Source organism: Syntrophomonas sp. UBA5494 (genome assembly GCF_002426325.1).
Map to the genome: position 1 here is coordinate 745 of NZ_DIPG01000002.1, position 12,760 is coordinate 13,504.

Here is a 12,760-nt window from a genome sequence, read left to right on the forward strand (position 1 = left end):
GTGGCTCAGTGGTAGAGCATCGCCTTGCCAAGGCGAGGGTCGCGAGTTCGAATCTCGTCTTCCGCTCCATTTGCATCCTATACCTCGGCTTGCGCCGGGGTGTTGTGTTTTTGTTATAATTAGGGTAAATTCTTTATCAGGATTTATTATGTATTTACAAATTGGTAAATCAGGGATAATCTAATAACATTGTGGCAATGCTGAGCAATGATAATAATTGGTAGCAGTTAGGAGGAGCATAAATGGAAGCCAGGTTAGAAAAAATAGAACACAGTGAAGCATACATAGCGGTAGAGGTTGATGCCGAGCAATTGGAAGAAGGTCTGCAAAAGGCTTATCTTAAGGTTGTGAAAGAGGTATCCTTGCCTGGATTTCGTAAGGGCCGCGTTCCTCGCCAACTGTTGGAAGCCCGTTTCGGAACCGAGATCCTCTACCAGGATGCTATAGAATATATCGTGCCCTTGGCCTATGAAGAAGCTGTCAAGCAGCTTGAGATTGTGCCCATCGCACAGCCCACTTTTGACATCGACGAAATCAACGTCGGCGAGGCGTTTACTTTTAAAGCCCGCATTCCGGTCAAACCCGAGGTTATTCTGGGCGATCTGGAAGGTATTGAAATCTCAGTACCCGCATTTGAGGTCACCGATCAGGATGTGGAAAACAGAATCAATGATATGCAGACTCGCTATGCTCAGCTGGTGGTGAAAGCGGATGATGAAGCTGCGGTAAACGGGGACACCGTGTACCATGATTTTGAAGGATTTATCGACGGGGTGCCCTTCGCCGGCGGTAAAGGCGAAAACTATCCTCTGGAGTTAGGCTCCAATACCTTTATTCCCGGTTATGAAGAGCAGGTCGTGGGTGTAAAAACCGGTGAAGAAAAAGATGTCACCGTAAAATTTCCGGAAGATTATCAATCCGAAGAATTGGCCGGCAAGGAAGCGGTCTTCACAATAAAGGTCAATAAGATTGAAACCAAACAAATCAGGGATTTGGATGACAGTTTTGTACAAGAGGTAAGCGAATTTGAAACTGTTGAAGAACTGCGCGGCAGCATCAAGCAAAACCTGCTGGAACAGGCTGAGGGCAGAAAACGCGACCTCATGCGCCAGGAATTGCTGAATCAGGCCCTGCAGCGCTGCGAAATACCGGTGGCTGAAGCGGTTGTCAAGGAGCACGCCGATATCATGCTGCGTCAGTTTGAATATCGCATGAACTCCCAGGGGCTGGACCTGAACCAGTACCTGCAGATCACCGGCAGCAGCATTGATAAACTCCGTGAATCCCTGTATCCGGAGGCGGAGACCAAAGTTAAATACGATTTCCTGCTGGAAAAACTGGTTGAAGAAAAAGGGATTGAAGTCAGCGACGAAGAAATAAACAAACACATAGAAGAAGTGGCTAACAATACCGGCTTATCCATAGAGGATGCCAGGGAGCGCCTGGAAGAAATAATGGAAGGTGTTACCATGCAGCTTAAGGTGGATAAAGCCATAGATTATTTATTAGATAAAGCCATAATCATTGAAACAACTCCTGAAACAGAAGCACCTGTAACAGATTAAATCAAGACCGGAGAGAACAGTAAAATTTAATTTGAATAATTTTTGTACTAAGAGGTGAATAATCATGTCATACCTGATACCAATGGTAGTAGAACAAACCAATCGGGGCGAGAGGTCTTATGACATCTACTCCCGTTTATTAAAGGACCGCATCGTTTTTTTGGGCAGTGCGGTGGATGATACCGTTGCCAATCTGGTCATCGCCCAGCTCCTTTTCCTGGAAGCAGAGGCGCCAGACAAAGATATTTCTTTGTATATCAACAGCCCTGGTGGATCCATCACCGCCGGCATGGCTATTTATGATACCATGCAGTATGTTCGCCCGGATGTCTCGACGATATGCGTAGGTCTGGCGGCCAGCATGGGAGCTTTCCTGCTTGCTGCCGGAGCGAAAGGCAAACGGTTCGCCCTGCCTAACGCAGAGATCATGATTCATCAACCCTGGGGGGGCACTCAGGGGCAGGCCACAGACATCGAAATTCGTACCCGGCAGATACTGAAGTCCAAAGCGACTTTGAACCGGATCCTTTCCGAGCGGACCGGTCAGAGCCTGGAGAAGGTGAAGGCGGATACGGAAAGAGATTATTTTATGACTGCTGAAGAAGCTAAGGATTACGGCCTCATCGACGAGGTATTCAAAAGAGAATCCCAGAAAAAATAGGGAGGCTCGCCAAGAGGGGTGAACTAATGCACAAGTACGGGGACGAAAAAGGTCAACTGAAATGCTCATTTTGTGGCAAGACCCAGGACCAGGTCAAGAAACTGGTCGCTGGACCCGGCGTGTACATCTGCGATGAATGCATCGAGTTGTGCAATGAAATTATTGAAGAGGAACTGGCTGACGATCTGGGATTTGAAATGGGGGACATCCCCAAGCCCAATGAGATCAAAGAGATTCTGGACGATTACGTTATCGGCCAGGAGAAGGCCAAAAAATCGCTGGCAGTGGCGGTTTACAACCACTACAAACGCATCAACCTGGGGATGAAACTGGACGATGTGGAGTTGCAGAAGAGCAATATCATGATGCTGGGGCCTACCGGCAGCGGTAAGACCTTGCTGGCCCAGACCCTGGCGCGTATTCTCAATGTGCCCTTTGCGATCGCGGATGCAACCTCTCTTACGGAAGCAGGGTATGTCGGTGAAGATGTTGAGAACATACTGCTCAAACTCATACAAGCGGCCGATTATGATATCGAAAAGGCTGAAAAAGGCATCGTTTATATCGACGAAATAGACAAAATTGCCAGGAAAACGGATAATCCCAGTATCACGCGGGATGTTTCCGGTGAAGGCGTACAGCAGGCCTTGTTGAAAATCCTGGAGGGAACGGTGGCTTCCGTTCCTCCGCAGGGCGGACGCAAACACCCTCATCAGGAATTTATCCAGATAGATACCAGTAATATCCTGTTCATCTGCGGCGGGGCTTTTGAAGGCATCGACAAGATCATTCAAAACCGTATCGGCCATCAGGTGATGGGATTCGGAGCGGACATCAAGATCCGCCAGGAAAAGAAAATCGGCGAGATCCTGGAAATGATCCTGCCCCAAGATTTGCTTAAGTATGGCCTGATCCCCGAATTCGTTGGCCGTGTTCCCATAATTGTCACCCTGGAAGCCCTGGACGCGCAGGTTCTGGTGCGCATCTTGAAAGAACCCAAGAACGCTCTGGTCAAACAGTATAAGAAACTGCTGGAATTGGATGGGGTGGATCTGGAGTTTATGGAGGACGCCATGGAAGCCATTGCCCAGGAAGCCCTGCGCCGCAATACTGGAGCCAGGGGACTGAGGGCTATCATCGAAGACATCATGCTGAATGTGATGTACGAGGTTCCATCCCGCATCGATATCACCAAAGTAGTGGTTACCAAAGACGTCATCGAGAAAAAGGAAGAGCCTCTTTTGGTGACGGTCGAAGCCAAGCGCAAAGTAAACTGATAATACACTGGTCAATAAGGAAAAGGCAGCGAAAGCTGCCTTTTTTTACTTGCTGATTTTCCTTATACCAAAGATACGCTATCGGGAATAATATTGTAAAACGGAAGGAAGGAAAAACAGCAATTGAATGATTTCTTTATAAGATACGGGGCAGTTTTATATTTGATACAATTGGCCTTCGCGATTATCATCGGCATGTATTTCTGGAACCTTTTGAAGAATCAGCAAAGCAGAAAAAACGTGGTAGTCAGGGAGGCCGAAAAAGAGACCCATAAACTCAGACAGATGCGCAAGGTCAAACTCAGTGAACCGCTCTCCAGCCTGACCCGCCCCGCCCACCTGTCGGATGTGGTCGGTCAGGAGGAAGGCATCGATTTATTACGCTCCGCCCTGTGCGGCCCCAATCCCCAGCATGTAATCATCTACGGACCTCCCGGGGTGGGAAAAACCGCCGCGGCTCGCCTGGTACTGGAAGAAGCCAAGAAAAACCAGGCTTCCCCCTTTGGAAACGAGGCCAAATTCGTTGAAGTCGATGCCACTATTACCAGATTTGACGAGAGAAACATCGCCGACCCCTTGATCGGCTCGGTTCATGACCCCATCTATCAGGGAGCCGGGTCCCTGGGTTCGGCCGGAGTTCCGCAGCCCAAGCCGGGCGCCTGCACCAAGGCCCATGGCGGCATTCTTTTTATCGATGAGATCGGGGAACTGCATCCCACTCAGATGAACAAGCTGTTAAAGGTATTGGAAGACCGCATTGTTCTCCTTGAAAGCGCTTATTTTACCGAAAATGATCCCAATATACCGCAGCACATCCACGACATCTTTGTGAACGGGCTGCCGGCTGATTTCAGGCTGGTGGGGGCCACCACCCGCATGCCCGGCGAGATAGCCCCGGCCCTGCGTTCCCGCTGTATGGAGGTTTTTTTTAACCCCCTCGATAAAGAAGATATCCGCCGCATCGCTCTGAGCGCGGTTCAAAAGATACAATTTGAGATCGATGAGGAGGCCTTGCATGAGATCATCCGCTATGCCGGCAACGGCCGCGAAGCTGTCAATATTGTGCAGCTCGCTGCGGGAATTGCTCAAATGGATAATAATAACCGCATCACCCTGAGCACGGTGGAGAAGGTCTTAAACAACGGGCGCTTTTCCCCCCGGCCGGAAGTGAAACTCAAACATGTTCCCACCGTGGGGGTGGTAAACGGTTTGGCCGTTTATGGCGCTAATGTGGGTACCTTGATCGAGGTGGAATGCAACTGCATATCGGTAGACGACGGCCGCGGGCAGTGGACGGCTACCGGAGTAGTTGAGCAGGAAGAGATGGGGGGAGCGGACCGCAAGTACAGCCGCAAGAGTATGGCCCGGGGCGCGGTGGAAAACGTGTTGACGGTTTTGCAAGCCCGATATGGCCTTAAACTCAAAGATTATAATATTCATTTGAACTTTCCTGGCGGGGTTCCGGTTGACGGGCCTTCGGCCGGGGTCAGTATAGCTACCGCCATTTATTCCGCCAACCAAGGTCTGCCGGTAGACCATCTCCTGGCTATGACCGGGGAGGTTTCAGTACACGGTAAGGTCAAACCGGTGGGAGGAGTGGTAAGCAAAATCGAAGCAGCTCGTAAAGCCGGTATCAAACGGGCTATTATCCCTGAGGACAACTGGCTCAACATCTTCACCAGCTTCCCTGATATTGAGATTATTCCGGTTCAAGATCTGCAACAGGTGTTTGATAAGGCTTTTATCTGCGAGAATATAAACATATAATGGAATCATAGGCATATAGCTGCCGCGAAAAAGCAAATCCTATGCAATATTGCCCCTTTTGAACACATATAGTAGAATAAATGGCTGGGAGGTGTAATGGTGCAAGAAATTAAAGAATACCGTCAAATTGCCATGCTGCCCCTGCGTGGCATGCTGGTTTTTCCATATACTGTGATTCACCTGGATGTGGGGCGTAAAAAATCCATCAAGGCCATCGAAGAGGCCATGCTGGAAAACAAAGAGATTTTTCTGGCTACACAAAAAGAGGCCCAGACTGATGAACCCGAGGAAGAGGATATCTTTGCCATCGGTACGGTGGCGGAGATCAGGCAAATCCTTAAAATGCCCGGAGGGACCATGCGAGTTCTGGTTGAGGGTCTGCATCGCGCCGAGATCAAGGGCTATACCGATCATGAGCCTTTTATAAAGGTGACCATAGCTGAATATCATGACGATGTGCATGAAAAAGACGCTCAGGTCGAAGCCCTTATGCGAACCTTGATCGCGCAGTTTGAACAGTATGTGCGTATGAGCAAAAAGATCCCTCCGGAAACCGTGGTATCTGTGGTGGCTATAGATGAACCGGGCCGTCTGGCCGATGTTACCGCTTCACACCTGACCCTGCGCATTCAAGAAAAACAGCGGATCTTGGAAGCCCTGGAAGTAGGGCCGCGTCTGGAGTATCTGTGCGAGATCCTGGCCAAAGAGATGGAAGTCCTGGAGCTGGAACGGAAGATCAATATCCGGGTGCGCAAACAGATGGAAAAGACCCAGAAGGAGTACTATCTGCGCGAGCAGATGAAGGCTATTCAAAAGGAGCTGGGCGAAAAAGACGATCGCACCAGCGAGGTGGAAGAATTGCGGGAGCGCATCGAAGAGGCCAATATGCCCAAAGACGCCCGGGAAAAGGCCTACAAAGAACTGGAAAGACTAGAAAAAATGCCGCCTATGGTTGCGGAGGCGGTGGTAGTGAGGAATTACCTGGATTGGATTCTGTCGCTGCCCTGGTCGGTTGAAACCAGGGACCGGCTCGACCTCAAAGTGGCCGCAGGCATACTGGAGGCGGATCATTATGGCCTGGAAAAACCCAAAGAGAGAATACTCGAATATTTGGCCATCCGCAAGCTGGCCAAGAAAATGAAAGGCCCCATCCTCTGTCTGGTCGGCCCCCCCGGAGTGGGGAAAACCTCATTGGGCAAATCGGTAGCCCGCTCTTTAGGCCGCAAGTTTGTGCGTATGTCTCTGGGAGGCATTCGTGACGAGGCTGAGATCAGAGGCCATCGCCGCACCTATGTGGGCTCCATGCCGGGAAGAGTCCTGCAGGGTATCAAACAGGCCGGTTCTCGAAACCCGGTATTCCTGCTGGATGAGATCGACAAAATGACCATGGATTTCCGCGGCGATCCAGCTTCAGCCCTTTTGGAAGTGCTGGACCCGGAGCAGAATTTCAGCTTCAGCGACCATTATCTGGAGATTCCCTTTGACCTTTCCAAAGTCATGTTCATAACTACGGCCAACTCGGCTTTCAATATTCCCAGGCCTTTGTTGGATCGTATGGAAATCATAGAAATCAGCAGCTATACCGAGGAAGACAAAGTGCATATCGCTTTGGGCTACCTGGTGCCCAAACAGATCAAAGAGCACGGGCTTAAAGAAAAGCACATAGAGTTTTCCGAAGGGTCGGTGCGGAAAATCATCCGCGAATACACCCGCGAAGCCGGGGTGCGCAATCTGGAGCGGCAGATCGCTTCGGTGTGCCGCAAAGTGGCCCGCATGGTAGTGGAGGATTCCAAAACCTTTATCAGCGTGACCGGGAGTAATATCAGCAAGTTCCTGGGCAAAGAAAAATATCGCTTCGGGGTGGCGGAGAAAGAGGATCAGGTCGGGGTTGCCACCGGCCTGGCCTGGACTGAAACCGGCGGCGATATCCTGTCAGTGGAAGTAGCCTTGCTCAAAGGCAAAGGCAAGCTCATCCTCACCGGGAAACTGGGTGATGTGATGAAGGAATCGGCCCAGGCGGCCCTGACCTATGTTAAATCCAAGGCTGAAGAACTGGGCATCAAGCCGGAGCTCCAGTCGGAATATGACCTGCATTTGCATGTGCCGGAAGGGGCTATTCCCAAAGACGGTCCCTCGGCGGGGATTACCATCGCCACCGCACTGGCCTCGGCCTTGTCAGGAAACGCGGCCCGCAGCGACGTCGCTATGACCGGCGAGATCACTCTGCGGGGGCGGATTCTGCCCATCGGGGGACTCAAAGAAAAGGTCCTGGCGGCTCACCGCGCCGGCATACGCACCGTGATCTTACCGGTGGAGAACAAAAAGGATCTGGAAGACATTCCCGGCAATGTACGCCGCAAGTTGAACTTTGTTACCGTGTCCCATATGGATGATGTTCTTGCCCAAACCCTGATCAAGCCGGAACAGGAGCAGATTCCTCCGTCATAAGGGGGCCAACCCTAAGAAAAAGAGGCATGAGTGAGGGAAGGGACTGCTGGTTCTCTTCTTCATTCATGCCTTATTTGGCAGAGAGGATCGTAACAATAAATATGAAAATTAAGAAAGCTGAACTGCAGGGCGTTTATGTACACATAAAAGATCTGCCGGAAGGTTCCATGCCGGAAATCGCTGTTGTAGGCCGCTCCAATGTAGGCAAATCCTCGCTGATCAACAAACTGGTCAACCGTAAAAGCCTGGCCCGCTCCAGTTCTACCCCGGGAAAAACCCGCACTATAAACTACTATCTTATCAATGAAAGCTGGTATCTGGTCGACTTGCCGGGGTATGGCTATGCTAAAGTGAGCAAAACAGAACAGGCCAAGTGGGGGAAGTTCATCGAGGCATACCTTACCAAACGCCAGCAGCTCAGGGGCATATTACACTTGGTGGACATAAGGCATCCTCCCAGCCGGGATGATATTCTGGTTCAAAGCTGGCTCCTCCATCAGCAGCTGCCCGTCCTGTGTGTGGCTACCAAAGCGGATAAGATATCCCGCGGCGCCCGCGGCAAACACCTCGCGGTCATCAAAAAGGACCTCAATCTGCCCCCCGGGGTGGAACCCTTGTGCTTCTCCACCGTCAGCGGCGCCGGGGTGGAAGAACTGCGCCAGGCGATGCAGGAGATCCTCGACCTTGAACTAAAACGCTGATATGAAATGACAGTCGGACGCAAAAATACATAAAAACCGAAGCCGCCACAGAGATGTGGCGCTTTTCATCTACGCTATCGACACGCCGTCTTGTTCGCCGTCAGCGGAAGAGTTGGCCGCACCGGTGGTGAAGGTAATGATCTTGTCGATCCCCAAACTCTTCTTATTAGCGCCCCGAAGACTTTCGGAAATGGTCAGAACATAAGCGGTATTGCTTTGCAGGTTCTGTTGGGGATGGATGATGATTTCCCTTTGCCTTTCGGAATCATCATCGGGCTCCGCCATAATGATCTTGATGTCGACCGGCTGCTTCTTGCTGCTTTCCAAAGAGAAGCACTGCAGATTGTTTTCCCGCACTGCTTCGGCAATGATGTTGTTGGAAAAGGTCAGCTTAATATCCTTGTCAACCGGGACATTCTCGGCGCCGGACGCGATATTGCTGCGGACCAGCATCAAGGAAAGATACGAATTGCACAATTCCTGGTTAAAGGGTGTGATGTCCATGATTTCCCGTTTTGAAAACAGGATGGTGTGGTCTTCTTTCAGATAACTGTAGTTATTGGCCTGCAGGAATTTGGATATTGAAATCTTATAGGCCTTTCTATCAGCCAGCCGGGAAAGAGGCCTGACAATAAACGTCCTTCCGGCCATTTTGCCATACATTCGCTTGTTACCCGGTATGAGCTCGATGGGCACTTCCTTCATGTTTTGGTCAAACAGGCGGAAACACTCCAGATTTCTTTTCATGCCGTCCGGTATTCTGTGCTCCATAACCGCGGAGACATTGGCCGAGAAGACCAGCTCTATTTCAAAACCATCCGGTTCGGAATGGTTGAGGTTGATCGCCTTTAAGGCTAAGGTGTGCTCGCCGGAGCCGTGTCCATCGCTCAGCGAGGCGATAAATAAATCAAGGGCATCCACCTGCTCCGGCGGCAGTCTCCGTATATTGCTGGCGATCCGGTTGATCTTTGACGATTGGGGTTTGCTCATCAAGTCCTGGCCCAGCAGTTCGCCTAAACTCATCCCCAGCCCCTGGGACAGTTTCTTCAAGGTCTCTAAGGTAGGCTGCTTTTCTCCCGATTCAATTCTCCAGATAAAAGACTGGCTCAGACCGGATTGCTTGGAAAGCTTGGAGGTTGAAAGCTTCCGGCCTTCCCTGAGCTGTTTCAAGCGGCTCCCAAAGTCCATCAATTAACCACCTCTCTAGTAACGGATTATGCCATGATTTAAAGAAATATACAATACTTGCCATACAGGAAGACTTTTCATGGATATATTTTTAATGCCAAACTAACATAAACCAGGATAAATAAATAAAATAAATATTTTATGTAATATTTTATTATGTTATGTTAGTATCTAATAAAGATGCCTATAGATATAAATTAGTATACCTATAGGAACATATTGGACGGCGTTAAAGGGGATATGCTGTAAGGCGGTTTCGGGATAATGGTTTTCTAACCATAACAGCTACCAATTTAATATGCTCCGAACCTGACGACCTAAAGTTATAGACCATGGTTTTCAGGACGTTACGGTATACCGGGAAACGGGTATGCCCCCCACTGTGGAAAGGAGAAGCTGAATTCGGCCAGATCAAGGGCGGACTGCTTTTCGCAGTCCGCCTTTCCTATTGAACTGGCTGCTGGTGACTAGTCTATCAGGTCATCTTAACCCGGCGTCTTTCCGCCGGGTTTTTTTGTGTGCACCCGGCATGGGCGTAGTCTAATGGGTAAAAGTCCCTGGTGCGGGTTGATAGTGCCAAGCACATAGCCAAGGGCAAGGGTATCCTCGGAGGCATGGATGTGGGCGAACACAGAAAAGACTACTGACCGGCTATTCAACTAATGGGCAGCCTCCTACCCGATTGGAATAAATGCGACTACAGAGTTAAGGCCAATGGTTTATGGGGATGGAGAGGATTCAATGAAATCTGAAACGTGCATCTAAAGAGAGAGGGGGATAGTCAGCGAATTGGGATCTGGGCAGTCCAACCGCGGTATTGGTGCCCGAAATAATCACTAACATAATATAACAAGTGGTGGAAAGGAGAGTATTTGTGCTAAGGACTAGTATGAAAACACATTGGGGAAAATCAGTCTCAATAATATTGATGCTGGCACTATTGCTGGGCTCCGGCGGTATGTTAATGCCCGCAACGGCCTGGGCCGTAGATGCTCCAGTAGTAGAGAACCCCTTCGTAAACAGCGGGGGGGATGTTAGCATTGATTTTACTGTGGCTATGGCCAATCCTCCCTCCGAGATAGGCTGTGAAGCACAATTTGAGGTGACCGTTGATGGCCAGGACAGAGCTGTGCAATCAGTACAGAATGCTGGGCAGGCATCGAGGATCAAATTAGTGCTTACCGACAAGATTGTAGGAGGACAAGAGGTAACTGTTGCCTATACCAAGAGCGATGATGAAAGCAAGCAGATTAAATCATTAGAGGGTGGAGTCCTGGAAAGCTTTGATGCACAGGATGTCACTAATGATTTGCCGGTGCTGTCACCGCCGACATTGACTGCAGACGCCACGGAAAATGAAGTTGGTCAAGCAGTGGATATTACTTTCACCGATGATGCTACTTGGCAGTCTTCTATAAATGAGATAACTGCTGACGGTACTGCTCTAAGTGAAGGTCAGTATACAGTTACTGCAGGCAACATTAATATTGCCGCCGACGTATTTGCCACGGCTGGTGAATACACCATCGCGGTTAAAGCGGTAGGTTACAGCGCGGCAACTGTCAACCAAACCATAAATACCAACTCGGTCGGGGACACCACCCCACCGGTCATTACCCTTTTGGGTGATGCAACCATGACCTTGACGGTAGGCGAGACATTCAATGACCCTGGATTTACGGCTATGGACGATGTAGATGGTGACATTACAACTGCTGTGAATGTTGGCGGCGATACAGTAGATACCGGCAGCGCCGGAACTTATACAATTACCTACAACGTAAGTGATGCAGCCGGAAATGCTGCGGAGCAAGTAACTCGAACCGTTACTGTCTCCTCAACGCCACCAGAGGACACCACCGCTCCAGTTATTACCCTGGTGGGCGATGCAGTCATAAACCTGACCGTAGGAGATACATTCACCGATCCAGGGGTAACCGCTCTGGATGATGTGGATGGAGACATTACAGAAGATGTAATTGTTGACGGAGATACAGTAGATACCGGCAGCGCCGGAACTTACATCATTACTTACAATGTAAGTGATGCAGCCGGGAACGCGGCTGTTGAAGTAATCAGAACGGTCATCGTTTCTGCATCAATTCCATCAGCACCTTATTGGGCATCCGGCGCGGCACTGACGGTAAGTGATGTAACCGGCGTCAGTTTTAACCTCAGCTGGCCGGAAGCCGTCGGTGCAGAAGCCTATAAGGTGGTAGTCAGTAACACCACCGGTGGTGTTATTACCTCAGCTGTAGATACCACCGTAAGTGAAGGCACTTCTTATATAGTAACCGGTCTTACTGCCAGCCGGCGTTATGACATAGGGGTGACGGCGGCCAATTCCAGCGGAAACAGCCTGACAAGTCTTAAAACCATGGTGGTTACCCCGCCGAGCGGAGGCACTATTGAATTAGTTCCATTACCGTTAAACGATAGTGGCGCAAGGTATAAATTCCAGCCGGATGCCACCAAGGACAACGGCAGGTCAAACGGTTACGAGACCGTATTTACCTACGATGCGGCTGTAAAACCGGCCTCAGCCAATTTTGAATGGTATTTGCAGGGCGGATTTAATGGTGCCCTGGAAGCTATTAACGTTAATATGAAGTCTTTTCGTTTGTTTGACCTGACGGATGGACAGGAAATAGGGGTGGATTATGGTGATCTTAATGCCGAAATTACAAATCTTGGGATCAGCACCAACCCTAATTCATGGCCCAAACCTACTACTCTAAGCACTGGTGATTTTATTATTACCAGATTGCAGGCCTATTCAGTCCATTTAGTTATCAAACCGGATATTGCCAAGTATCTTGAGCCCGATAAGCAATATGCCATTACCATTGACCCGCAATTTAATACCGGCGGCGCAAACCCTGTTGTTCTGGGCAAGGTGTACCGGTTTGAGTTCAGCACCAGCACCGCTGATACCGAGGCTCCTATTTGGGGAGATGGCGCGCAGATAAGCGTTGGTGAAATAACTGCCGACAGCATTTCATTAAGCTGGCCGGAAGCCAATGATGACACTGCTGTTGCCAAATACAAAATTTCTTACAGTAAGAATGACAATATTGTTAATACTCTGGAAACCGCCGACAACGGTACCAGTTATACCGTCGGCGGCCTTGCTTCGAATACCGAATACAGCTT

General features: G+C 49.8%; 8 protein-coding genes and 1 riboswitch. Of the genes, 7 read left to right on the forward strand and 1 reads right to left on the reverse strand.

All coding sequences use genetic code 11. The features are described from left to right. Positions 1-242: 242 nt before the first annotated feature. From tig to yihA, 6 genes are all read left to right on the forward strand, one after another. The gene (gene tig, locus B3W37_RS00170; RefSeq protein ID WP_483169137.1) at positions 243-1,565 is read left to right on the forward strand and encodes a trigger factor; all 1,323 of its coding nucleotides are present in this window, start codon (positions 243-245) and stop codon (positions 1,563-1,565) included. A gap of 64 nt (positions 1,566-1,629) precedes the next feature. Beyond that, the gene (gene clpP / locus B3W37_RS00175; RefSeq protein WP_483169139.1) at positions 1,630-2,226 is read left to right on the forward strand and encodes an ATP-dependent Clp endopeptidase proteolytic subunit ClpP; all 597 of its coding nucleotides are present in this window, start codon (positions 1,630-1,632) and stop codon (positions 2,224-2,226) included. Between the two features lie 26 nt (positions 2,227-2,252). Further along, positions 2,253-3,503: an ATP-dependent Clp protease ATP-binding subunit ClpX gene (gene clpX / locus B3W37_RS00180; protein WP_483169141.1), complete on the forward strand. Its 1,251-nt coding sequence runs from the start codon at positions 2,253-2,255 to the stop codon at positions 3,501-3,503. A gap of 123 nt (positions 3,504-3,626) precedes the next feature. Then, entirely contained in the window at positions 3,627-5,270 is a 1,644-nt protein-coding gene (lonB, locus tag B3W37_RS00185; RefSeq protein ID WP_483169142.1) for an ATP-dependent protease LonB, read from the forward strand. A gap of 96 nt (positions 5,271-5,366) precedes the next feature. Then, positions 5,367-7,718, forward strand: coding sequence for an endopeptidase La (gene lon / locus B3W37_RS00190; protein WP_483174430.1), 2,352 nt, complete (start codon positions 5,367-5,369; stop codon positions 7,716-7,718). A 101-nt stretch (positions 7,719-7,819) separates the two neighbouring features. Next, complete coding sequence (yihA, locus tag B3W37_RS00195) at positions 7,820-8,419, forward strand: ribosome biogenesis GTP-binding protein YihA/YsxC (protein ID WP_483170952.1); 600 nt, start codon at positions 7,820-7,822, stop codon at positions 8,417-8,419. Between the two features lie 69 nt (positions 8,420-8,488). On the opposite strand, the gene B3W37_RS00200 is transcribed toward yihA, so the two are convergent. After that, positions 8,489-9,607, reverse strand: a complete 1,119-nt coding sequence (locus B3W37_RS00200; protein ID WP_483174431.1) for an Ig-like domain-containing protein — start codon at positions 9,605-9,607, stop codon at positions 8,489-8,491. Between the two features lie 289 nt (positions 9,608-9,896). Then, a riboswitch (molybdenum cofactor riboswitch) is annotated at positions 9,897-10,016 on the forward strand. Between the two features lie 555 nt (positions 10,017-10,571). On the opposite strand from B3W37_RS00200, the gene B3W37_RS00205 reads away from it, so the two are divergent. Continuing rightward, a partial coding sequence (locus B3W37_RS00205; RefSeq protein ID WP_483174446.1) for an immunoglobulin-like domain-containing protein occupies positions 10,572-12,760 on the forward strand: 2,189 nt, incomplete at its 3' end.

Excerpts from the sequence above, each read along its gene's own strand:
- clpP (WP_483169139.1), top strand. The coding sequence starts at position 1,630 with ATGTCATACCTGATACCAATGGTAGTAGAACAAACCAATCGGGGCGAG.
- lon (WP_483174430.1), top strand. The coding sequence starts at position 5,367 with ATGGTGCAAGAAATTAAAGAATACCGTCAAATTGCCATGCTGCCCCTG.
- clpX (WP_483169141.1), top strand. The coding sequence starts at position 2,253 with ATGCACAAGTACGGGGACGAAAAAGGTCAACTGAAATGCTCATTTTGT.
- yihA (WP_483170952.1), top strand. The coding sequence starts at position 7,820 with ATGAAAATTAAGAAAGCTGAACTGCAGGGCGTTTATGTACACATAAAA.
- B3W37_RS00200 (WP_483174431.1), bottom strand. The coding sequence starts at position 9,607 with ATGGACTTTGGGAGCCGCTTGAAACAGCTCAGGGAAGGCCGGAAGCTT.
- tig (WP_483169137.1), top strand. The coding sequence starts at position 243 with ATGGAAGCCAGGTTAGAAAAAATAGAACACAGTGAAGCATACATAGCG.